The organism is Rhizobacter koreensis, assembly GCF_013366375.1.
GTDB lineage: Bacteria > Pseudomonadota > Gammaproteobacteria > Burkholderiales > Burkholderiaceae_C > Schlegelella_A > Schlegelella_A koreensis.
Window position 1 is genome coordinate 39,075 of sequence record NZ_JABWMJ010000012.1, and the last position, 22,835, is coordinate 61,909.

Genomic DNA, 22,835 nt, shown 5'->3' on the forward strand with positions numbered 1-22,835 from the left:
ATGTTCCGATGGACCTCGCCGTTCCTTCACCGTCGCGCGGATGCTCGCGCGGCTCGTTCCCGAGCGACCCGGCATGCCTTCCGAACTGCTGACCGAGCGCATCGGGCCGGTGCTGGTGCTGACGATCAGCGATCCGGCCACTCGCAACACCCTCTCGGCGCAGGTCATCTCGGCCGGCATCGAATCGCTGGGCGTCGCCGAATCGGACCCCGCGGTGCGCGTGGTGGTGCTGCGCGGCGCCGGCGATCACTTCTGCGCCGGCGGCAACGTCTCGGGTCTGATCGAGCGACGCGCCGCGGGGCGCGACACGCAGCGCCAGATGATCGATCGCCTGCACCAGCTGGTCGAGGCGATCCGCGTGTTTCCGAAGCCGGTGATCGCGGCGGTCGAGGGGGCTGCCGCCGGCGCGGGGTTCGGCCTCGCGCTCGCCGCCGACATGATCGTCGCCTCGCGAGAGGCGCGCTTCATGCTGAGCTACGCCAAGCTGGGCCTCTCGCCCGACGCCGGCACGAGCTGGCACCTGCTGCAGTCGCTGCCGCGCGCACTGGTGCAGCAGCTTGTCTGGCTCGCCGACCCGGTTCCCGTCGCCACGCTGCACGCGATGGGCCTGGTCAACGCGGTGGCCGAGCCGGGCTCGGCGCTCACGGACAGCATGGCGATCGCCGAGCGGCTGTGCGCGATGGCGCCCAACGCACTGGCGAGCGCCAAGGAGCTCGTCAACCAGGCGCCGGGCCGCACGCTGAACCAGCAGCTCGCCTGCGAGCGCGAGCACTTCATCGACAACCTGTTCCATCCCAATGGCGACGAGGGGCTGCGGGCGTTCATCGCCAAGCGCCCGCCCGAGTTCTCGTCGCCCTGAGGCCCAGCCCGATGTGGAGGCGACATGAACCAGCCGGCGCCAGCGCCTGAAGCGAACGCCGGCACCAAGCCGGTCGCCGAGTCGCACGCGTTCGACGTCGGCGCGCTCGAGTCCTGGCTGGGCGAGCGCCTCGACGGCTTTTTCGGGCCGCTCACGGTCGAGCAGTTCAAGGGTGGTCAGTCCAATCCCACCTACAAGCTGATCACGCCGGCGCGATCGTACGTGATGCGCAGCAAACCGGGGCCGGTGGCGAAGCTGCTGCCGTCGGCGCACGCGATCGAGCGCGAGTTCCGCGTGATGCGGGCGCTGCGCGCGACCGAGGTGCCGGTGCCCGAGATGCTGCTGCTCTGCGAGGACGAGAGCGTGATCGGACGCGCGTTCTACGTGATGTCGTACATCGAAGGCCGGGTGCTTTGGGACCAGTCGCTGCCGGCCTACGACAAGGCGGCGCGTGGCGAGATCTACGATGCGCTCAACCGCACCATCGCGGCGCTGCACAACGCCGACGTCGACGCGATCGGCCTCGCGGACTACGGCAAGCCGGGCAACTACTTCGAGCGCCAGATCGCGCGCTGGACCAAGCAGTACCAGGCGTCGATCACGCAGCCGATCGACGCGATGGACCGCCTCATCGAGTGGCTGCCGGCGAACATCCCCGAGAGCGCGCGCGACACCTCGCAGGTTTCGGTGGTGCATGGTGATTTCCGGCTCGACAACGTCGTCTTTCACCCCACCGAGAACCGCATCGTCGCGGTGCTCGACTGGGAGCTGTCGACGCTCGGCCATCCGCTCGCCGACTTCAGCTACCACTGCATGTCGTGGCACATCGCGCCCGGATCGTTCCGCGGCATCGGCGGGCTCGACCTCGACGCGCTCGGCATCCCCACCGAGAAGGCGTACGTGCGGCGCTACTGCGAGCGCACCGGCCGCGCCGACCCCGACGCGGTGATGGCCGACTGGAACTTCTATCTCGCCTACAACCTGTTCCGCATGGCCGGCATCCTGCAGGGCATCGCCAAGCGGGTCGAGATCGGCACCGCGTCGAGCGCGCAGGCACGCCAGTCGGCGGCAGGGGCCCGTCCGCTGGCCGAAATGGGCTGGCGCATCGCACAACAGGCTTAGCGGGCGCAGCCGCCGCAGCGCCCGCAGCACACCGAAGGAGGAGACACGCCATGGACTTCGACTACTCGCCGCGTTCGCAGGAACTGCGCGAGCGCCTGCTGCGCTTCATGGACGAGCACGTCTATCCGAACGAGGCACGCTACGAAGCCGAGATCGAGGCCAACACCAAGGCCGGCAAGCGCTGGACGCCTCTGCAGCTGCTCGAGGAACTCAAGCCGAAGGCACGCGAGCAGGGGCTCTGGAACCTGTTCCTGCCGCCGACCGCCGGGGGCAAGCACGGCCAGGCGAGTGGCCGCGACTTCGGCCTCTCGAACAGCGACTACGCGCCGCTCGCCGAGATCATGGGGCGGGTGCCCTGGAGCTCCGAGGTCTTCAACTGCTCGGCGCCCGACACCGGGAACATGGAGACGATCGAGCGCTACGGCAGCGCCGAGCACAAGCAGCAGTGGCTCGAGCCGCTGCTCGAAGGCAAGATCCGCAGCGCGTTCGCGATGACCGAGCCGGCGGTCGCCTCGTCCGACGCGACCAACATCGAGTCGCGCATCGAGCGCAAGGGCGACGAGTACGTCATCAACGGGCGCAAGTGGTGGACCAGCGGCGCCGGCGATCCGCGTTGCCGCATCTTCATCTTCATGGGCAAGACCGACTTCGACGCGCCGCGCCACCAGCAGCAGTCGATGATCCTGGTGCCGGCCGACACACCCGGCATCACGATCCTGCGCCCGCTCAACGTGTTCGGCTACGACGACGCGCCGCACGGCCACATGGAGGTCGACTTCAAGGACGTGCGGGTGCCGGCGAGCAACATCCTGCTCGGCGAGGGACGCGGCTTCGAGATCGCGCAGGGGCGCCTCGGCCCCGGGCGCATCCACCACTGCATGCGGCTCGTCGGTCTGGCCGAGCGGGCGCTCGAGCTGATGTGCCGGCGCGCGTCGTCGCGCGTCGCGTTCGGTCGGACCGTTGCCGAGCAGGGCGTCACCCGCGAGCGCATCGCCGAGGCGCGCTGCCGCATCGACATGGCGCGCCTGCTCACGCTGAAGGCGGCGTGGATGATGGACATGGCCGGCAACAAGGGCGCCAAGGCCGAGATCGCCATGATCAAGGTGGTCGCGCCCAACATGGCGTGCCAGGTCATCGACTGGGCGATGCAGGTGCACGGCGGCGGCGGCGTCTCCGACGACTTCCCGCTCGCGGGCTACTACGCGAGCGCGCGCACGCTGCGTTTCGCCGACGGCCCCGACGAGGTGCACCGCAACGCGATCGCCAAGCTCGAGCTGGGCAAGTACGCGCCGGCCTGAGCCGAGCCGTTCGGCACGGCGCTGCCGATCCGCCGCGCGTCCGCTAGAGTGACCGCGCCGCGGGCCGTCGCCCGCGCGGGGAGCCGCCGATGATCGAAGTGCACTCGTGGCCGACGCCGAACGGCCACAAGGTCCACGTCATGCTCGAGGAGTGCGGGCTGCCCTACGTGGTGACGCCGGTCGACATCGGCGCCGGCGACCAGTTCCGGCCCGAGTTCCTGGCGATCAGCCCGAACAACAAGATCCCGGCGATCATCGATTCGGAAGGCCCCGACGGCGAGCCGATCGCCCTGTTCGAGTCGGGCGCGATCCTGCTGTACCTCGCGGCCAAGACGGGGCGCTTCATGCCCACCGGCGAACGGGCGCGCTACGAGGTGCTCGAGTGGCTGATGTTCCAGATGGCGAGCGTCGGCCCGATGCTCGGCCAGGCGCACCACTTCCGCCTCTACGCGCCCGAGTCGATCACCTACGCGGTGAACCGCTACACGAACGAAGCCAGGCGCCTCTACAGCGTGATGGACAAGCGGCTCGAGCGCAGCGCGTTCATCGCCGGGCCCGACTACACGATCGCCGACATCGCGATCTTCCCGTGGCTGCGCTCGGCCGAGAACCAGGGCGTGGACTGGGCCGACTACCCGCGCCTGCGCGAATGGTTCGACCGCATCGCCGCGCGCCCGGCGGTGCAGCGCGGCGTCGCCGTGCTCGCCGACCGCCGCAAGCCGACGCGGACCGACGCCGAACGCGAGGTGCTGTTCGGGGCGAAGCAGTACGAGCGGCGCTGAGTCGCGGTCGCTCGGGGTTGTCCGTCGAGCCGAGGCGCGAATACCTGGGACGGTGCTGCGCAGTTCGGACGCGGTGACGACCGTGGTGACCATGCGGCTGCGGCAACGCAGCGTGGTGTCGTCAACCTGCTGCAACCGCCCGCGAATCTGATGCGGCGAGTTCCGTCTAGCGTGGCGGCGCGGCCCGAAAGCGCGCGCACGGATCGCTGCGCTCGGCGGCCGGCGAGCGCACCACCGCGTCGAACGCTTGCGCCGGCGTTGCCGCGTCGCCGGCTTCGAGGAAGCCGACGCTGACGACGTCGCGCCCGCTCGCACCGAGCCAGCGCGGCACGCCGAGGTCGCGCCGCACGTGGCCGTTGCCGGCGATCAGCACGACGCCGCCGTTCCGCGCACGCAGCAACGCAGCCATCACCGCGTCGCGCGCGAACTGGGCGCGTGCCATCGCCGGCAGCAGCGCGGCCGGCAAGGCGTTGCAGTGGCCGGCGTCGATCGCGCGCTCCTGGCCCTGCTGCAAGTCGGCCGCAAGCGCGGCGTCGAGGCCGACGGCCGCACGCTCGGCCGCGCCGAACACCGCGCCGTAACCCTCGCGCACGATGCGGCGCGTGTCGGCGTTGGAAACATTCGCGGCGATCAGCGGCACGTCGTGGCGGAGTGCGAGCTCGACCAGGGGCCGGTACAGCGCCCAGTCCCAGCCCGGCTCGCCCGGGCCCGTCGCACGCGCGATCAGGTGCGCGGCGTCGCCCGGACGCTCGCGGCGCGCCGAGTCGATGTCGCCCTGCCGCTCGCGATCGAACTGCTCCATCGCGAGCGCCGGGCGCCAGCCGGCCGCGAACGCGCGCTCGAGCACCTCGAGACGGCGCCGATGCCCCGCGGGGTTGTCGTGCACCTCGCCGAGCAGCACGATCGCGTCACCGCTAAGACGCGACTCCCACGACCGCGCGGGCACGCTCGCGCAGCCGCTCGCGGCGAGCGCCGCGGCCGCGGCGCCGGCCGCGAGCCCGGCAAGTACGAAGCGGCGGGGATGCGGGTTCATGCGTGCATCATCGCGCACCGGCCGCGGGCAGCCTCGGCCGCTGTTGCAGACGACGCGCGTCGGCCATGGCGCCCACCGCGGGTGCACCTCGAGGACCTCGGCATCGGCACCGAATGCATCGACGGGACGGTGACGCGGCGCTGAGCGGCCGAGGGTGGATGGTGGCCAGCCCGGAGGGACTCGAACCCCCGACATCCGACTTAGAAGGTCGGTGCTCTATCCAGTTGAGCTACGGGCTGTGCAGGAACGGGTCGGGAAGCCTCTCGGCGCCGATGGCGGTGACCGGGGCGGCCGACGTCGCCGCGGCGTCGACTCGCGCCGACCCCGAAAGCCAGCGGGCGATTCTAGGTCGCCGTCGTTCGGAGCGCCGAGCTGGCGGCTCGACCACTTGTTCGACGAACGCAGCGCCCCGTGCGCTGCGCCCATCCTCACGCTACGCTCGCGCCGATGAACCATCCGCTCCGCTGTCGCTGCGGCGCCTTGCGCGGGCACCTCGTGCTGCCGGCGACCGCCGCGCGCGCCGTCTGCTACTGCAAGGACTGCCAGGCCTATGCGCATTTCCTCGGTGATCCCGGGCGCGTGCTCGACGCCGCCGGCGGCAGCGACATCGTCGCGATCGCGCCCTCGCGCGTGCGCCTCGAGCAGGGCCTCGAGCGCCTCGCGTGCATGTCGCTCTCGCCGCGCGGCCTGCTGCGCTGGTACGCGGGCTGTTGCATGACGCCGATCGGCAACACGCCGCGCGACGCGCGCGTGCACTACCTCGGCCTCGTGCACAGCTGCCTCGACGAGCAGCCGCTCGATGCCGCGTTCGGAGCGGCGCGGGTGCGCATCAACACAGGGTCGGCACGCCGCAAGGTGACGGCGACGCCGGTTGCCGCTACCGTCGCGATGCTGCGCCTGCTGCGCGTCATGGTCCCCGCGCGCTGGAGCGGGCGCTGGCGCCGCAACCCGTTCTTCGATGACAGCGGCGTGCCCGCGCGCGAGCCGCAGGTGATCGACGCCGCCGAACGTGCGCGACTCACGGCCGCGGTGCAGGCGTCCTGAGCGTCGAACCTGCTCGATGCGAGCGATCCGCGCGTTCGCTCCACACCCACCCTTCGGACACTCGCGATGAGCATCGAACTCACGAAGGAAGACCGCCAGCAGGCCATCCTCTCGATCGAACGCTGGTTCCGCGAGAACATGGACGAGCCGGCCGGCAACGTCACCGCGGGCGCACTGCTCGGCTTCATGCTCGAGGAGATCGGCCCCAGCATCTACAACAAGGCCGTCGCCGACGTGCAGGAGCGCCTGCACGCGCGTGTCGCCGAGCTCGACTTCGAGGTCCACGAGGACGAGTTCGTCTACTGGCGCAAGCACGACGCGAAGACGCCGCGCCGGCGCTGATCGGTCCGCTTCCCCGTTGCGGCGCTGCCGCGTTTCACCCCCGGAGAGTCAACGATGAAGAGCAACCCTGTCGGCTGGTTCGAGATCTACGTGGAGGACAGCGGGCGCGCCCGCGCCTTCTACGAGGCCGTGCTCGGGACGACGCTCGAGCAGCTGCCGAGCCCCGAGATCGAGATGTGGGCATTCCCCAGCAGCCGCGAGGCGACGGGCGCCGCCGGCGCGCTGGTCCGCATGGACGGCATGCCCGCGGGCGGCAACAGCACGATCGTCTACTTCATGTGCGACGACTGCGCGATCGAGGAAGGCCGCGCCGCCGCCAATGGCGGTCAGGTCCACAAGCCCAAGATGTCGATCGGGCCGTACGGCTTCATCTCGCTGGTGACCGATACCGAGGGCAACATGATCGGGCTGCATTCGATGCAGTAGCGACGCGCTCGCCCGTCTCGGCTCGTGCGAACGGACGCGCGGGCCGGCTGCTTGCCGTGCGCTCGCGCACGACGAAAGGAGCAACGATGAGCGATGCGATCCACGAGTTCAGGACCGTCGACCCCGCGACGCTCGAGCCCGGGCGCTCGTATCCGGGGCACAGCGCGCAGCAGGCGGCCGAAGCAGCGGCACGCGCCGCCGCGGCGCAGCGGGCCTGGCGGCGCACCGGGTTCGACGAGCGTGCGCGGCTGATGCGCGCGGCCGGCGCGGTGCTGCGCAAGCGCCGCGACGAGTACGCCGATCTGATGACGCGCGAGATGGGCAAGACCGTCACCGACGGTCGCGCCGAGGTCGAGAAGTGCGCGGGGGCCTGCGAGCACTTCGCAGCCCATGCCGAGCGGTACCTGGCGCGCCAGCCCGTCGACATCGAAGGCACCAACGCGTTCGTCACCTTCAACCCGCTCGGCGTGGTGCTCGCCGTGATGCCGTGGAACTTCCCGTTCTGGCAGGTGTTCCGCTTCGCCGCGCCCGCGCTGATGGCGGGCAACGGCGGCGTGCTCAAGCACGCGAGCAACGCGCCGGGCTGTGCGCTCGCGATCGAGTCCGTCTTTCGCGAGGCCGGCTTCCCGGAGGGCCTGTTCGCGACGGTGCTGGTCCGGAGCGAGGCGATCGAGGCATTGATCGGCGACCCGAACATCGCCGCCGTCACGCTGACCGGCAGCGTGGCGGCGGGCCGCAGCGTCGCCGCGATCGCGGGCGGTCGGCTCAAGAAGTGCGTGCTCGAGCTCGGCGGTTCCGACGCCTACCTGGTGCTCGAGGACGCCGACGCCGCGGCCGCTGCGAAGGTCTGCGCCGCGGCGCGGATGGTGAACGCCGGTCAGAGTTGCATCGCCGGCAAGCGCTTCATCGTCGTCAAGCCGCTGCGCGAGGCGTTCGAGGCGGCTCTCGTCGAGGCGATGCGCGGCTACGTGATCGGCGACCCGCGCGATGCGGCGACCCGGCTCGGCCCGCTGCAAAGCGTCGATGCGCGCGACCAGGTGCACGAGCAGGTGCAGCGCAGCGTCGCCGGCGGCGCCCGGCTGCTGCTCGGCGGACAGGTGCCCGATCGCCCGGGCGCGTGGTACCCGGCGACGGTGCTCACCGACGTGCGGTCCGGCCAGCCGGCGCACGACGAGGAGGTGTTCGGCCCGGTGGCCGCGGTGATCGAGGCCGCCGACGAGGCTGACGCCATCCGGATCGCCAATGCCAGCGAGTTCGGCCTCGGCTCGGGCGTGCTGACGCGCGACCTGGCGCGCGGCGAGCGCATCGCGGCGGAGGAACTCGACGCCGGCATGAGCTTCGTCAACGACAACGTTCGCTCCGATTCCCGGATGCCGTTCGGCGGCGTCAAGCACTCGGGCTTCGGCCGCGAGTGCGCCGACTTCGGCATTCGCGAATTCGTCAACGTGAAGTCGGTGCAGGTGAAGGGATAGCGATGCGGCGACTCCTTGCTCGCGCGCGCCGCGCGTCGCCTCCCCGGAGGGTCCGGCGATGTTGAGTCGCCGCACCTGTCTGGCCGCCCTGCCTTCTCTGGCGAGCTGGCCGGCGTGGGCGGCGGTGGCCTCGGAACTCGAGGCCTATGAACGCACGACCGGGGGACGCGTCGGCATGCATGCCGAGAACCTCGCCAGCGGCGCCACGCTCGCGTGGCGCGCCGACCAGCGCTTTCTCATGTGCAGCACGTTCAAGGCCTCGCTCGCCGCCCTCGTGCTCCAGCGCGTCGACGCGAAGCGCATGACGCTCGAGCAGACCATTCGGTACGGCGCGGCCGATCTCCACGAGCACGCGCCGCTCGCGCGCGAGAACCTCGCCAAGGGCGCGCTCTCGATCGCCGAGCTGTGCCGGGGCGCGGTCGAGCTCAGCGACAACACCTGCGCCAACCTCCTGCTCGCGCGGGTCGGCGGACCGCCGGCGCTCACGGCGTTCTGGCGCGCCATCGGCGACACGGTCTCGCGGCTCGACGACGGCGAGCCGCTGCTGAACCGCACGCCGCCGGGGCGACCGGAGAACACCACCACACCGGCGGCAATGGCGACGACCTTGCGCCGCATGGTCCTGGGCGACGTGCTCGCGCCGCCCTCGCGCGAGCGGCTCACGCAGTGGATGCTGAACTGCCGCACCGGCGCCAACCGCCTGCGCGCCGGCCTGCCGCCGGGCTGGCCGATCGCGAACCGCACCGGCAGCAACGGCAAGGACGCGAGCGGCGACATTGCCGTGATCTGGCCGGCGTCGGGAGGGCCGCTCGTGGTGAGCGTCTACACGCGCGCAGGCGCGCCGACCGCGGCGCAACTGGAGGCTCTGTACACCGGCGTCGCCCGGCTGGTCGCAAGCCAGCTGGTCTGACCGAACCGCGGCGGCGCTCCGGATGCCGCCTGCCTGAAGCATGCGTCAGAGCCGCGTCGCGAGCTCGTCGGCCAGGCGTCTCACGGCCTCGTGGATCGCGCGTGCGCGGTCGGCGAGTCGCTCGAGTGCGACGCTCGCCTTCAGATCGGCCTCAAGACGCATCATCTGCTCGGCGAGCGCCGACGCACCGACGCTCTGCAACGCGCTGCGCATCGAGTGACACACGGCCTGCCAGCGCAGCCGCACCTCGGTGTCGTCGCCGCTGCCGTCGAGCAACTCGGGCAGGCCGCCGCGATACGACGCGGCGAAATACTGCAGCGCGCGCTCGAGCACCGCCGGCTGGTTCGACACGTGGCGCAGCCCGGCCGCGACGTCGAGGCCGTCGACTCCTTCGAGGCGGCGCGCCAGCGACCGCTTGGCGGCGTCAGGCCGCACCGAGTCGTCGCCGCGCGCGGTGTCGCGCTGCGGCGCCGGCAGCCAGCGCAGCAGCGTGGTGAACAGCGTGTCGGGGTCGACGGGCTTGGTGACGTGGTCGTCCATGCCGGCCGCGAGGCACGCCTCTCGATCCTCCATGAAGGCGTTCGCGGTCATCGCGATGATCGGCATTGCGAGGCCGGGCGCGGAGCGGATCGCGCGCGTAGCCTCGAGCCCGCTCATGCGCGGCATCTGCATGTCCATCAGCACGAGGTCGTAGTCGCCGGCGGTCGCCATCTCGACCGCCCGCACGCCGTCGCCCGCGGTCTCGACGACGAGGCCGACGCCGCGCAGGATCTCCTCGGCCAGCAGCCGGTTCAGCGGGTTGTCCTCGGCCAGCAGGATGCGCCGGCCGGCGTGCTCCTCGCGCAGCCGCGTCTCGGCGCTCGAGGTCGGAGCGAGCGCGTGACGTGGCACGACCCTGCGGCGCAACAGTTCGGCGAGCGCATCGTGCAAGGCCGAGCCGGTGATCGGCTTGAGCAGCACCTGCTCGTAGCCCGCCGCCGCCGCGCGTCGCACCAGCGACGGATCGTCGAACGCGGTGATCATCAGCGCCGGCGGCGTCGAGCCGCCCCACACCCGACGCAGCCGGCCGAGCGTCTCGAGCCCGTCGAGCGGCTCCATCTGCCAGTCGACGACGAGCGCGTCGTAGCCCCGTCCTTCGGCGCGCGCCTGCTGGACCCGCTCGATCGCCTCAATGCCGCTCGCGCACGCCTCGACCTCGACCTGCATCGAGCGCAGCCGCTCGCCGATGACGACCAGCGACTCCGGCAAGTCGTCGACGAGCAGCACGCGCTGACCGCGCAGCGACACCACGCCGCCCGATGCACCCGCGCTGCCGCGGCCGAGCCGCACCGTCACCCAGAAAGTGCTGCCGGCGCCGGGCGAGCTGCTCACCCCCGCATCGCCGCCCATCGCGCGCGCCAGTTCGCGCGTGAGCGCCAGGCCGAGGCCGGTGCCGCCGTGCTGGCGCGAGATCGAGCTGTCGACCTGTTCGAACGGCTTGAACAGCACGGCCTGGCGCTCGGCGGGGATGCCCGGCCCGGTGTCCTGCACCTCGAAGCGGACCAGCATCGAGCTGTCCTCCTCGGCGACCACGCTGGCGCGCAGCCGGACCCAGCCATGCTCGGTGAACTTGACGGCGTTCGAGAGCAGGTTGATGAGGATCTGCGAGAGGCGCGTCGGGTCGCCGACGAGCCGCATCGGCAGGTCGGCGGTGTCGAGGATCAGCTCGAGGCCCTTCTCGCGCGCCTTGCCGCCGACCATCTCGGTCGCCGACGCGACCAGCGCCTCGAGGCTGAACTCAGTCTGCTCGAGCGCCATCTTGCCGGCCTCGACCTTGGACATGTCGAGGATGTCGTTGATCAGCTGCAGCAGGTGCTGCGCCGAGTCGTTGACCTTCTCGAGGCGGTCGCGCTGCGTCGCGTCGCTGGCCTCGCGCCGCATCAGATAGGTCAGACCGATGATGGCGTTCATCGGCGTTCGGATCTCGTGGCTCATGTTGGCCAGGAACGCCGACTTGGCACGGCTCGCCGCCTCCGAGTCGAGGCGCGCCTTCTCGAGGTCGGTGTTCGACTGCCGCAGCTCGTCCTCGGCGATGCGGCGGGCGTCCATCTCGCGGCGGATGCTGCGGAACAGCACGAGCACCACCAGCCCCGCGAGCAGCGTGGTCGCGAGCAGCATCTGCACGGCGGCGGCGCGCTGTGCCTCCGAGCGGCTGAGGCGGCTCTCGAGCAGGCCGTGCTCGACATCGTCCATGGTGCGGATCAGTCGGCGCACCCGCTGGTCGACGTCGGAGCGCGCATACGAGGCGAGGCGCTCGCGCACCGCCGCGTCGTCGTTGGCCGCCGTGCCCAGGCGCTCGCGCAGCGCGCCCAGGTGCAGGTCGAGCCAGCCCTGCAGCGCTTCGGCGCGTGCCTGTTGCGCGGGGTTGTCGGCGACCATTTCGCGCAGGGCCGACCCGCGCGAGCGCGCCTCGAGCGAGGTCGAGTCGAGCCGGCGCTGGAACGACGGGTCGCGCGTCACCAGGAAGTTGCGCGCCGCGACCTCGGCGTCGGTGATCACCGCGAGCAGGCGGCCGAGCTCGCCCCGCACCTGCTGGGTATGGGCGACCAGCGCCGCGGTGCTCGCGAAGTCGGCCGCCGCACGGTAGGTGACGCCGCCGCCGACGAACACCAGCAGCAGCGCCGGGATGAACGCGGCGAAGAGCAGCGCCTCGATGCGGGCGCGTTGACGGCTGGGCTGGCCGCGCGCGCGGGTCGCCAGCAGGAACGTGGCCACGCCAAGCAGGACGAACGCGAGCGCCGTGTTGAGCGCCACCGGCGGCGCCACCCGGTCGGTCACGATGTCGCTGGCGTTCCATACATAGCCCGTGATCGCGGTCACGCCGACGCCGGAAACCAGCCCGGACGCGACCTGCACGATGCGGGGGCCCCGGCGCAGCGCGAGCAGGCCGGTCGCCACACCGAGCGCGACGAACGCTCCCGCCGTGTACGGCGACATGCGTCCCTTGGCGGGGTTGTAGGCGTTGCCGGTATCACGTACCAGCAACTCGTCGACGCGAAGGTCGACGCCCGCCAGGTACTGCCAGAGCGTGAGTGCACCGACCAGCACGACGAAGCCCGAAAGCACGAGCGCCGCGGCGCGGCGCGCGGACCGCCCTTCGTGCAGCGCCCCTCCCAGGGCGATGGCGGAGGCGAGCAGCGCGACCGCCGTGTTGGCCTTCATCTGGACCGCACCCGGGATGACGCTGCGCAGCGCCGGCACGTCGAACGCCCAGCCGAGCAGCACGCTGACGCCCGCCAGCCCGGCGCCGAGTGCGGCGATCTGCGCGACGAAGCGCCGCCACGTCCCGTACGGGGCAACCGGTCGGTCGAGGGTCGTGCCGTTCAAAGCGCGAGGGTCTTGTTCTAGTGGTCAGGTTAGCGAGAGCCGCCCCGATGCGGCGCCACCCTGGCCACGCCGGCCGGGAGCGTCATGAGGCTGGCGTCCGCGGCAGGACCTTGAACACCGTTCGTCCGTCGCACGAGCTTGCACCGCCCTGCCCTGCGGCCTCTCGTCGGCCTGTTCGGCGGTCCGAGGCGGCTTCAGGTCGAGCACGCCGGCGTCGAGGATCTGCGACGGGTCATCGCGCAGCACCTTCGAGTCGAGTCCCCTGGCCGAGGGCGGCAGCGTGGCCGCGAACGACTCCCGTTCGCCCGGGATCTGCTCCCTGTCCTGATCGATGAACTCGGCCAATCGCATGGATGTCGCAGGATACGCCAGGCTATGGGTTCGCCTTGCCCCGACCTGGCATGGCCGTCGCCGCCGCCGATGCTCGGGTGATCGCCACGACGACCCCGATCGGCGAGCGCTCCCCGAGGGTGTGCCGCGGCTTGCGCGCGCCCGGAGCGGCGCCAGAATGGTCCGGCGTCGAACGGCTCGGTGCCGGCGCGGCGCCGCACGCAGCGCCCGACCGCGCCGTCGCGCATCACAACAAGACATCAGGAGACCCAGCATGACGTTCTCGATCCCCATCGTGCGGTGGCTGCTCGTCGCCGTGGCCAGCGTTCTCGTCTCGTGTGCAACGCCGACCGGCAGCGCCGGCGGGCCGAAGAACGTGATCGTCCTTTACGCCGACGGCGTCGCCGCCACCCAGTGGGAGTTCGGGCGCTATTCGAGCCGCGTGCTGCGCAACGCCGGCTTCGCGGTCACCGACACGGTGTTCGCGCAGGGCAGCACCGGCTTCCTGACAACACATCCCCACGAAGCATTCGCCACCGACTCGGCGGCGACCGCGTCGGCCATGTCGACCGGGGTCAAGACGACGATCGGCGCAATCGGCGTCGGCCCCGACGGCAAGCCCGAGCGCACCGCCGCCGAAGTGGCCAAGGCCGCGGGCAAGCGGATCGGCCTCGTCACCACCGCCGAGATCTACGACGCGTCACCGGCGGCGTTCTCGGTGCACACCCGCAACCGCGCCAACCACGCCGACATCGTCGACCAGTATTTCGCGCTCGAACCCGACGTGATGCTCGGCGGCGGCAGCGATCAGTTCCTGCCCGAGCGTGCGCCGGGAGGCAAGCGCAAGGACGGCCGCGATGTGCTCGCCGCGTTCGTCGGCAAGGGCTACGCGGTCGCGCGCACCGCGGCCGACCTGCGCGGCGTGCAGGGTTCGCGCGTGCTGGGCCTCTTCTCGGACGACGCGATGGACTTCGAGATCGACCGCGCCCCGACCACGCAGCCGTCGTACGCCGACATGGTGACCGCGGCGCTGAAGGCGCTCGAAGGCAGCCCGCGGGGCTTTTTCCTGTTCGCCGAGAACGAGAACACCGACACCGCCGGCCACCGCAACGACGCCGCCGCGCTGATGCGCGACCTCTGGGCGTTCGACGAAGGCGTGCGGGTCGCGCTCGAATTCCAGAAGCGCCACCCCGACACCCTGATCGTCGTCACCGGGGACCATGAGACGGGCGGCCTCAGCGTCACCTACGCGCAGCGCGACCTCAGGGACGTGACCTCGCGCAACCGTTTCTACTCCGCGAACGAGCACCTCAAGCTGCTCGCCGGCGTCACGATCTCGCTCGAGAAGGCGCTCGACACGCTCGGCCAGGCGCCGAGCCCCGCCGACATTGACAAGCTGGTCGGCAAGCACTTCCCGGGTTTCCGGCTCGACGACGACCTGCGCGAGGCGATCGTCAAGCGCCAGCTCCTGGAGCGCAACCACAGCTACCCGGTGCAGAACGCGCTCGGCCGCATGGTGGCGCGGCAGAGCGGCATCTACTGGGGCACCTCGGGCCACACCACCGAGCCGGTGGTGGTCGGCGCGATCGGGCCGGGCGCCGAGCGCTTTCGCGGGTATCACGACAACACCGACTTCGCGCGCATCCTGCACGCGTTGTTCGGGCAGCCGTAGCCGGCGCGGCCGCACGGAGGTGCGCGACCGGGGATCGCCGCGGCGTCGCGCTCGTGCCGAGCCCGGAGAGCGCCGAGCACGAACGGACCCGACCGTGGTGCGCGGGCGTACCGATTGCCGCGCCCGGGCGTTCCACCCTGGAGTGCCGCGATGAGCTCGACTTCGACCCCGACCCCCACGGCGACGCGCTGGCCGGCGCTGCTGCTCGGCGTTGCGATCGGCGGCTTCTTCGACGGCATCCTGCTGCACCAGATCCTGCAGTGGCACCACCTGCTGTCGAACGTCGACGCCGTGCGCGACATGCGAACGCAGGTGCTGGCCGACGGCCTCTTCCACGCCCTCATGTACCTGATCGCGGCCGGCGCCCTGGTCGCGCTTTGGCGGCGCCGGCGCGTGCTCGACGCGCCCGGCGTCGGCCGCTCGCTGTGGGCCCAGGCGCTGATCGGATTCGGCCTCTGGCACGTCGTCGACGCGCTGCTCTCCCACTGGATCACCGGCATCCACCGCATCCGCGTCGACTCGCCGGACCCGCTGCTGTGGGATCTGGCCTGGTTCGCCGTGTTCGGCGTGCTGCCGATGGTGCTGGGCTGGCTCGCCGTGCGCCGCGGCGACACCGGCTCGTCGGCCGGCGGACGCCGAGCCGCCACCGCCCTCGCGTTCGCGGCGGTTGTTGCCGGCCCGGTCGCGGCCCTGCCGACCGGAGACGGCGACCAGGTGATGGTGCTGTTCGCACCCGGCGTCAGCCCGGTGGCGGCGTTCGACGCGCTGGCACGCGTCGATGCGCGCGTGCGCTGGGTCGACCGCTCGGGCGGTCTCTGGGCCGTCTCGATGAAGGAGCCGCGCGCCGCCTGGAGGCTCTACGGCAGCGGCGCGCTGCTGGTCAGCAACTCGGCGGTCGCGCTCGGTTGCTTCTCGTGGTCGAAAGCCTTGTAGGAGACGCCGGCGGTGGCGCTCACCCGGTCAGGTGCGTGGCGTCGAGCTTTGCGCTGCATCGTCGGCAGCGACCCGCTTCGTGGCGGCGGCGCCGCCACCGCACGCCGCCCCGTGCAGCGCCGCGTCGCACTGGAACGACTCGAGAATCGCGCAGGTGTGCGAGGCGTCGCCGTCGCAACGGCTGCGCAGCGCCACCAGCTGCGCCTCGAGCGCGCGCAACGCCTCGAGCCGCTCGCGCACCCGCGCGATGTGCCCATCGAGCAGCTCGTCCACGTGCCCGCAGGCGGCGTCAGGCGTCGCCGCAAACCCGAGCACGCGGCGGATCTCCGCCAGCGGCATGTCGAGCGAGCGGCAGTGGCGGATGAACTGCACGCGCTGCAGGTGGCGCCGGTCGTAGCGGCGATAGCCCGAGGGGTCGCGCGCCGGCGCCTCGAGCAGACCGTCACGCTCGTAGAAGCGCACCGTCTCGACATCGCACCCCGCCCGGCTCGCCAGCTCCCCGATCCTCATCACGAAACCCCTGCTGCTTGACCCCGTATCGGCTACAGGGTTTGCAATGGTGCCACTCCGACTCGCCCTGCACTGCCATGTCCGCCCACTGCTGCTCCGCCCCGCCCTCTCCCGGCGTCGATCCGCGTTACCGCAAGGCCCTCGTAATCGCGCTCGTCGTCAACGCCGCGATGTTCATCGCCGAGCTGCTGGCGGCGTGGAGCTCCGGATCGATTTCGCTGCTCGCCGATTCGATCGACTTCTTCGGCGACGCCGGCAACTACGCGCTGTCGCTGTTCGTGCTCGGCATGGCGCTCTCGGCGCGCGCCAAGGCGGCGCTCTTCAAGGCCGCATGCATGGCCGGCTTCGGCGTGTTCGTCCTCGGCAAGGCCGTGTGGAATCTGCAGACCGGGGTGGTGCCGGAGCCCGCGACCATGGGCGTGGTCGGGTTCGCGGCGCTCGCGGCCAACGTCGGGGTCGCCTGGCTGCTCTACCGCTTCCGCACGGGCGACGCCAACATGCGCTCGGTCTGGCTCTGCTCGCGCAACGACGCCATCGGCAACGTCGCCGTCCTGCTGGCTGCCCTCGGCGTGGTCGGCACCGGCACCGCCTGGCCCGACATCGGGGTGGCGGTCGTGATGGCGCTGCTCGCTCTCACCGGCGCCGCGAGCGTGGCGCGGCAGGCCGGCCACGAGCTGCGGGAGCCGCACACCGCGTGAGGTGCGCGTCGCGGTCGGGGCAGCGGTTTTTCCAGCTCATGTCCCCAGAGAGAGGAGCGGAAGCGGCCACACGCGCGGCCGCGAACGGCAGCGCCGCCCGGCGCGGCAGAGGCGGCGCCTACAATCGCCGCTTCGTCGGGGCGTAGCGCAGCCTGGTAGCGCAACTGGTTTGGGACCAGTAGGTCGCGAGTTCGAATCCCGCCGCCCCGACCATCACTCGATCGCTCGCAAGCCGCCGCCCGGCCACACAGCTGCTGCGGGAGCCTGCAACCTCCTTCGACGTCGCTCGTTCGCGCCAGCGCACGTGCGGCGCCATGATCGATCGGTCCGTGCCCGCCGCCCGTTTCACGATCCTTGCCGCTGTCCTCGCCGCCCCTGCGACGGCGTGGGCCACGACGCGGGCAGCGGCGCCGGGCGGCTTCTTCGCCGACGGCATCCGGCACATCCTGACCGGCTACGACCATGTGCTGTTCCTGCTCTGCCTGCTGCTGCCGGCGGTGATGCGGCGCAGTCGCGAGCACGGCTGGCAGCCGGTCGAGCGGCTGTCCGAGGCGCTGTGGCCGATCGTCGGCATCGTCTCGGCGTTCACGCTCGCGCACTCGATCACCCTGGCGCTCGCCGCGCTCGGCCACGTCACCCTGCCAGCGTCGTTCGTCGAGCCCGCGATCGCGCTCACCATCGTGCTGGCGGCGTTCGACAACGTGGTGCCGATCTTCCCGGTGCGGCGCGTGGTGGTCGCCTTCGTGTTCGGGCTGATCCACGGCTTCGGCTTTGCCGGCGTGCTGGCCGAGCTCGACCTGCCGGGCCCCGGCTTCGCCTTGGCGCTGCTGCAATTCAACCTGGGGCTCGAGTCCGGTCAGCTGCTCATCGTCGCCGTGACGTCCGCGTTGCTGTTCACGCTGCGCGCGCGCGACGGCTACCGGCGTGTCGTGATCGGCGGCGGATCGTGCGCGGCGATGCTGCTGGCCGCGGCGTGGTTCGTCGAGCGCAGTTCAGGCGTCGCGCTGCTGCCGTTCTGAGCGGCGCTGAGCCGCTGGGCGAGACGGTCGGCTCCGCGCGCGGCGACGCCGCGACGCGCACCGCTCACGACCGCCGTGCCCTCACGGGTTCGTCTCGTCCGGAGCCCCGTCGGCGCGAGCCGCGGCGTCGCCCGCGGGCGGCGCCGGCAGCTGCGCGAGCTGCCGCGACACCTCGATGCACTGGCGGATGTGCTCGTCGCAGACCGCCTTCAGCGCGCTGTAGGTGAGCGCCGCGGAGACCGCCTGTCCCGCGATCGGCACCCACTTGGCGGCCTGCTGCGTGGTGAGACGAACGCCGACGAGCTTGAGCATCCTCAGGACCAGCCCCCGCGTGACGAGCTTGCCGACCAGCAGACCGCCGCCGGCCGAGATCGCGTTGTAAACGGCTTCGCGGCGGTTCGGCGCGAGGCGCGCGATCTGCGCCGGGCCGAGGCCGAACGCCTCGTTGATCGAGCGGCTGAGCTTGGCCACGGTGCCGACGTCGACCAGCCAGTCGAGCCCCGGCACCGGCACCACCGCGACGCCGGCGGCGACCAGCGCACGGCGCCGCACCATGGCCTGGCAGCGCTGCGCGACCGCGTCGAGCTCCGACGCGGTCGTCGGAATCGCGCCATGGCGCGCGACCTCGGGCCGCACTGCGTCGCGCAGCGCCTGCAGCGCACCGCCGGCACGGGCTTGCCACTGCACGGGGAGCTTGGGCGCGTTCATCGACGCAAGCCTACGACGTGAGCTGCGCCCACGCCTTGTCGAGGCGCTTGACGCTCACCGGCTGCGGCGTGCGCAGCTCCTGCGCGAAGAGGCTCACGCGCAGTTCCTCGAGCAGCCAGCGGAACTCCTCGAGGCGCGGATCGCGCGCGCCGCGGCGGTCGGCCGCGTAGCGCAGGTAGCGCTGCTCGATCGGCCGCAGCTCGGCCAGCCGCTCGGCGTCGCGCGCCGGATCGGCGCGCAGCTTGTCGAGTCGCATCACGATCGCCCGCAAGTAGCGCGGCAGATGGGCCAGGCGCTCCCAGGGCGTTTCGAGCACGAAGCGCTTGCCGACCAGCCGGCCGAGCTGCGCCGCGATGTCGTCGGCGACGTCCTTGGGCGGCCGCGCGTCCTTCAGCTTGCGGTGGGCGGTCGCAAACTCGGTCAGGATCTCGGCGACGCTGCGCGCGATCTCGTTGGTGATGAGCGTCAGCCGCGGCCGCCCCTCGGCGATGCGTCGCGTGAACGCCGCGGCATCGGTCGGCAGCGGATCACCGAGGAAGGCACGGTCCAGCGCGCGCTCGATGATCTGCGTGCGCAGCTCGTCCGAGGTGCCGAGCGGCATGTAGGCGACGGCCATCTGCTGCAGGCCGGGCACGTTCTTCTCGACCGTCTTCAGCACGTCGCGGATCTGCAGCGCGACCAGGCGCCGCAGGCCCGCGCGGTGCCGGGCCGCGGCGACCTCCGGCTCGTCGAACACCTCGATCTCGACGTGCGTGCCATGGTCGATCAGCGCGGGAAAGCCGACCAGAACCTGGCCGCGCTGGCGCAGTTCCATGAGCTCGGGCAGTTCGCCGAAGGTCCACGACGTATAGCGCGCCGGCTCGCCGGCTGCCGGCGCGTGCGGGGTCGCCGGCGCTGCGGACGCCGCGGGGCCGTCACGCGGCGGCGGCGCGGTGCGGCCGGGCGGCGGCGTTCGGACGGCACCGGGCGTCGGGCGGGCACCGGGCGTGGCCGCGGTCTTGACGGGCGCCTGAAGCCCGCCGGCGCCCGCGCTCGCTGCGGGCAACGCCGCCGTGCCCTGCAGCTTCAGCGCCGCCAGCGCCTGGAATGCCGAGCGCGCTGCGCCGCCGAGCTCGCTCTTGAGTGCGGCGAGGTTGCGCGAGGTGCCGAGCTGGCGCCCGTTCTCGTCGACCACGCGCAGGTTCATCAAGAGGTGCGGCGCGAGCTGCTCCTGCTTGAAGTCGGCGCGCTTGACGTCGAGCTGGGTCTTGTCGCGCACGAACTCGAGCAGCCGGTCCACCAGGCTGCCGGTCGCGAACGGGTTCGCGGCGATGAACGCCTCGGCGCTCTCGGGCAGCGGCAGGAGGCGCGCGCGCGGCCGCTGCGGCAGGCTCTTGAAGAGGGCGAGCACCTTCTCCTTCAGCATGCCGGGCACCAGCCACTCGACGCGTTCCTCGCTCGCCTGGTTGAGCGCGTAGATCGGCAGCGTCACGGTGACGCCGTCCTTCGGGTCGCCCGGCTCGTGCAGGTAGGTCGCGCTGCAGTCGATGCCGCCGAGGCGGATCGTCTTCGGGAACGCGGCGCTCGTGATGCCGGCGGCCTCGTGCCGCATCAGCTCGTCGCGGCTCAGCACCAGCAGGTCCGGGCGGCGCTTGACCTCGTCGCGGTACCAGCGCTCGAGCGTCGGGCCGCTGTAGACGTTGTCGGGCAGCTGCTGGTCGTAGAACGCGAAGATCAGCTCGTCGTCGACCAGCACGTCCTGGCGCCGCGACTTGTGCTCGAGCTCCTGGACCTGCGCGATGGTCTTGCGATTGGCCGCGAAGAACGGCAGACGCGTCTCCCAGTCGCCCTCGACCAGCGCCTCGCGGATGAAGATCTCGCGCGCCGCCACCGGGTCGACGAGGCCGAAGTTGACGCGCCGGTTGTTGTAGATGACGAGGCCGTACAGCGTCGCGCGCTCGAGCGCGACCACCTCGCCCGCCTTCTTCTCCCAGTGCGGCTCGAGCAGCTGCTTCCTGATCACGTGGCCGGCGATCTGCGGCAGCCACTGCGGCTCGATCGCCGCGATGCCGCGCCCGAACAGGCGCGTCGTCTCGACCAGCTCGGCGGCGACGATCCAGCGGCCCGGCTTCTTGGAGAGATTCGCGCCCGGGTGGCGATGGAAGCGGATGCCGCGCGTGCCGAGGTACGAATCGTCCTCGTCGCTCTTGACGCCGACGTTGCCGAGCAGCCCCGACAGCATCGACAGGTGGATCTGTTCGTACGTCGCCGGGCTCGCGTTGATGCGCCAGCGGTGCTCGGCGACCACCGTCTGCAGCTGCGAGTGGATGTCGCGCCACTCGCGCACGCGACGCGGCGAGATGAAGTGCTCGCGCAGCAGCTGCTCCTGCTGGCGGTTCGAGAGCTTGTGCTGCGGCGCGTCGACGTTCGCCGTTGCGGCGGCAGTCCCGGCATGGCGCGGCGGTGCGTCGGCACGGGCGCGTGACGGCGGGCGTCGCTCGTCTGCGCCCGCTGCGCCGTTGCGACCGGGCGGCATCGCCGTGGCGAGACTCGCCGCAAGGGCGCCGGCGAACTCGGCGCGCCGCCCGCGCGACTGCTCGAGCCAGGCCCAGAGCTTCAGGTCGCCGACGAACTCGGAGCGCTCGTCGTCGAACTTCCGGTGGGCCTGGTCGGCGGCCGCCTGCTGCTCGAGCGGGCGGTCGCGCACGTCCTGCACGCTGAACGCGGCGGCGATCACCAGCACCTCGGCCAGCGCGTCGCGCTGGCGCGCCTCGAGAATCATGCGGCCGACGCGCGGGTCGAGCGGCAGGCGCGCGAGCTCGTGGCCGACCGGCGTGATCTCGTTGAGCTCGTCGGTGGCACCGAGCTCGTTGAGCAGCTGGTAGCCGTCGGCGATCGCACGACGCGGCGGCGGCTCGACGAACGGGAAGTCCTCGACGCTGCCGAGGCCGAGCGACTTCATGCGCAGGATCACGCCCGCCAGCGACGCCCGCATGATCTCGGGGTCGGTGAAGCGCGGCCGCTTGGCGAAATCGTCCTCGCCATAGAGGCGGATGCAGATGCCTTCGCTGACGCGCCCGCAGCGGCCGGCGCGCTGGCCGGCCGACGACTGGCTGATGGGTTCGACCAGCAGCTGCTCGACCTTGTTGCGGTAGCTGTAGCGCTTGACGCGCGCCAGTCCCGAGTCGACCACGTAGCGGATGCCCGGCACCGTGAGCGAGGTCTCGGCGACGTTGGTCGCGAGCACGATGCGGCGCGCCGCATGCGGCTCGAACACGCGGTCCTGCTCCTGCTGGCTGAGGCGCGCGAACAGCGACACGATCTCGACGCCCGGCGGGTGATGCTTGCGCAGGCGCTCGGCAGCGTCGCGGATCTCGCGCTCGCCCGGCAGGAAGACGAGCACGTCGCCGCCGCGCGCCCCGGCCGCGTCGGCGCGCCAGAGCTCGTCGACGGCCTCGACGATGGCATCGGCCAGGTCGAAGTCGCGGCGCTCCTCGAACGGCCGCCAGCGCACCTCGACCGGGAACATGCGTCCCGACACCTGGATGACGGGCGCCGGCCCGGCGCTGGAGGCGAAGTGCTCGGCGAAGCGCTCGACGTCGATCGTCGCCGACGTCACGACCACCTTCAGGTCGGGGCGACGCGGCAGGATCTGCCGCAGGTGACCGAGCAGGAAGTCGATGTTGAGGCTGCGCTCGTGCGCCTCGTCGATGATGATCGTGTCGTAGGCGCGCAGCAGCGGGTCGCTCTGCGTCTCGGCGAGCAGGATGCCGTCGGTCATCAGCTTGACGCTGGCGTCGCCGGCGAGCCGGTCCTGGAAACGCACCTTGTAGCCGACGACCTCGCCGAGCGGCGTCTGCAGTTCGTCCGCGATGCGCTTGGCGACACTCGATGCGGCGATGCGGCGCGGCTGCGTATGGCCGATCAGCTTGCCGGTGTTGGCGACGCCGCGGCCGAGCGCGAGCGCGATCTTCGGCAGCTGCGTCGTCTTGCCCGAGCCGGTTTCGCCGGCGACGATGACCACCTGATGCTCGCGCAAGGCCTCCGCGATCTCGTCGCGTCGCTGCGAGACCGGCAGTGCGTCGGGAAACTCGATGCGCGGCAGCGACGCGCGGCGCGGCACGGCGGCGCGCTCAGCCGGCGCAGCGTCGCTGCCGGCCGCAGGGTCACGACGCCGGCGCACGCCTGCCCGCGGACTGCCGTCGGCAACGTCGACCGCGCCCGCGGCGGCGGAAGGAACGCTCGAATCGGACGCGGACATGGGTCCGCATTATCCCGGGGGTGGTTCTCCATGCCGATCGTGACCGACGGCGCGTCGACGACGCCGAGGAG

General features: G+C 71.8%; 19 protein-coding genes and 2 tRNA genes. 14 read left to right on the top strand and 7 right to left on the bottom strand.

All coding sequences use genetic code 11. The features are described 5' to 3' along the window. Positions 1 to 73 precede the first annotated feature (73 nt). The 4 genes from HQN59_RS21215 to HQN59_RS21230 all read left to right on the top strand — a co-directional run bounded on the left by HQN59_RS21215 (position 74) and on the right by HQN59_RS21230 (position 4,061). A complete protein-coding gene (locus tag HQN59_RS21215; protein ID WP_176071121.1) occupies positions 74 to 859 on the top strand; it encodes an oxepin-CoA hydrolase, alternative type in 786 nt (261 codons plus the stop codon). A 24-nt stretch (positions 860 to 883) separates the two neighbouring features. Beyond that, positions 884 to 1,981, top strand: coding sequence for a phosphotransferase (locus tag HQN59_RS21220; protein WP_176071122.1), 1,098 nt, complete (start codon positions 884 to 886; stop codon positions 1,979 to 1,981). 50 nt (positions 1,982 to 2,031) lie between these two features. Next, positions 2,032 to 3,279, top strand: coding sequence for an acyl-CoA dehydrogenase family protein (locus tag HQN59_RS21225; RefSeq protein WP_176071123.1), 1,248 nt, complete (start codon positions 2,032 to 2,034; stop codon positions 3,277 to 3,279). A gap of 89 nt (positions 3,280 to 3,368) precedes the next feature. After that, positions 3,369 to 4,061 (top strand): glutathione S-transferase C-terminal domain-containing protein, encoded by a 693-nt coding sequence (locus HQN59_RS21230; protein ID WP_176071124.1) that lies wholly within the window; start codon positions 3,369 to 3,371, stop codon positions 4,059 to 4,061. A gap of 166 nt (positions 4,062 to 4,227) precedes the next feature. Here the strand turns inward: HQN59_RS21230 and HQN59_RS21235 are convergent, their stop codons facing one another. Both HQN59_RS21235 and HQN59_RS21240 read right to left on the bottom strand, forming a co-directional pair. After that, positions 4,228 to 5,094 (bottom strand): ChaN family lipoprotein, encoded by an 867-nt coding sequence (locus HQN59_RS21235; RefSeq protein WP_176071125.1) that lies wholly within the window; start codon positions 5,092 to 5,094, stop codon positions 4,228 to 4,230. A 162-nt stretch (positions 5,095 to 5,256) separates the two neighbouring features. Continuing rightward, positions 5,257 to 5,333: transfer RNA gene (locus HQN59_RS21240), tRNA-Arg, on the bottom strand. A gap of 208 nt (positions 5,334 to 5,541) precedes the next feature. Between HQN59_RS21240 and HQN59_RS21245 the strand changes: the two genes are divergently transcribed. From HQN59_RS21245 to bla, 5 genes are all read left to right on the top strand, one after another. Next, positions 5,542 to 6,138: a DUF6151 family protein gene (locus tag HQN59_RS21245; RefSeq protein ID WP_176071126.1), complete on the top strand. Its 597-nt coding sequence runs from the start codon at positions 5,542 to 5,544 to the stop codon at positions 6,136 to 6,138. A gap of 66 nt (positions 6,139 to 6,204) precedes the next feature. Further along, on the top strand, positions 6,205 to 6,480 hold the full coding sequence (locus HQN59_RS21250) for a DUF2164 domain-containing protein (protein WP_176071127.1): 276 nt from the start codon (positions 6,205 to 6,207) through the stop codon (positions 6,478 to 6,480). Between the two features lie 54 nt (positions 6,481 to 6,534). Then, positions 6,535 to 6,906, top strand: a complete 372-nt coding sequence (locus HQN59_RS21255) for a VOC family protein (protein ID WP_176071128.1) — start codon at positions 6,535 to 6,537, stop codon at positions 6,904 to 6,906. Between the two features lie 86 nt (positions 6,907 to 6,992). Further along, the gene (locus HQN59_RS21260; protein WP_176071129.1) at positions 6,993 to 8,378 is read left to right on the top strand and encodes an NAD-dependent succinate-semialdehyde dehydrogenase; all 1,386 of its coding nucleotides are present in this window, start codon (positions 6,993 to 6,995) and stop codon (positions 8,376 to 8,378) included. A 58-nt stretch (positions 8,379 to 8,436) separates the two neighbouring features. Continuing rightward, the gene (gene bla / locus HQN59_RS21265; RefSeq protein WP_176071130.1) at positions 8,437 to 9,288 is read left to right on the top strand and encodes a class A beta-lactamase; all 852 of its coding nucleotides are present in this window, start codon (positions 8,437 to 8,439) and stop codon (positions 9,286 to 9,288) included. Between the two features lie 45 nt (positions 9,289 to 9,333). Here bla and HQN59_RS21270 read toward each other — a convergent pair whose 3' ends face one another. Beyond that, a complete protein-coding gene (locus tag HQN59_RS21270) occupies positions 9,334 to 12,654 on the bottom strand; it encodes a response regulator (protein WP_176071131.1) in 3,321 nt (1,106 codons plus the stop codon). Between the two features lie 24 nt (positions 12,655 to 12,678). Next, the gene (locus tag HQN59_RS21275) at positions 12,679 to 12,999 is read right to left on the bottom strand and encodes a hypothetical protein (protein WP_176071132.1); all 321 of its coding nucleotides are present in this window, start codon (positions 12,997 to 12,999) and stop codon (positions 12,679 to 12,681) included. A 259-nt stretch (positions 13,000 to 13,258) separates the two neighbouring features. Between HQN59_RS21275 and HQN59_RS21280 the strand changes: the two genes are divergently transcribed. After that, entirely contained in the window at positions 13,259 to 14,656 is a 1,398-nt protein-coding gene (locus tag HQN59_RS21280) for an alkaline phosphatase (protein WP_176071133.1), read from the top strand. 150 nt (positions 14,657 to 14,806) lie between these two features. Beyond that, a complete protein-coding gene (locus tag HQN59_RS21285; RefSeq protein WP_176071134.1) occupies positions 14,807 to 15,589 on the top strand; it encodes a DUF2243 domain-containing protein in 783 nt (260 codons plus the stop codon). Between the two features lie 27 nt (positions 15,590 to 15,616). Here HQN59_RS21285 and HQN59_RS21290 read toward each other — a convergent pair whose 3' ends face one another. Beyond that, positions 15,617 to 16,099, bottom strand: coding sequence for a Cd(II)/Pb(II)-responsive transcriptional regulator (locus HQN59_RS21290; RefSeq protein ID WP_176071135.1), 483 nt, complete (start codon positions 16,097 to 16,099; stop codon positions 15,617 to 15,619). 77 nt (positions 16,100 to 16,176) lie between these two features. On the opposite strand from HQN59_RS21290, the gene HQN59_RS21295 reads away from it, so the two are divergent. The 3 genes from HQN59_RS21295 (at position 16,177) to HQN59_RS21305 (ending at position 17,816) form a co-directional block, all read left to right on the top strand. Further along, positions 16,177 to 16,797, top strand: coding sequence for a cation efflux transmembrane domain-containing protein (locus HQN59_RS21295; RefSeq protein ID WP_176071136.1), 621 nt, complete (start codon positions 16,177 to 16,179; stop codon positions 16,795 to 16,797). 136 nt (positions 16,798 to 16,933) lie between these two features. Further along, a tRNA-Pro gene (locus tag HQN59_RS21300) sits at positions 16,934 to 17,010 on the top strand. Between the two features lie 101 nt (positions 17,011 to 17,111). Next, on the top strand, positions 17,112 to 17,816 hold the full coding sequence (locus tag HQN59_RS21305) for a HupE/UreJ family protein (RefSeq protein ID WP_176071137.1): 705 nt from the start codon (positions 17,112 to 17,114) through the stop codon (positions 17,814 to 17,816). Between the two features lie 81 nt (positions 17,817 to 17,897). On the opposite strand, the gene HQN59_RS21310 is transcribed toward HQN59_RS21305, so the two are convergent. Next, the gene (locus tag HQN59_RS21310) at positions 17,898 to 18,524 is read right to left on the bottom strand and encodes a hypothetical protein (protein WP_246295074.1); all 627 of its coding nucleotides are present in this window, start codon (positions 18,522 to 18,524) and stop codon (positions 17,898 to 17,900) included. Positions 18,525 to 18,534: 10 nt separating this feature from the next. Further along, complete coding sequence (gene hrpA / locus HQN59_RS21315; protein ID WP_176071138.1) at positions 18,535 to 22,764, bottom strand: ATP-dependent RNA helicase HrpA; 4,230 nt, start codon at positions 22,762 to 22,764, stop codon at positions 18,535 to 18,537. Positions 22,765 to 22,835: the final 71 nt, after the last annotated feature.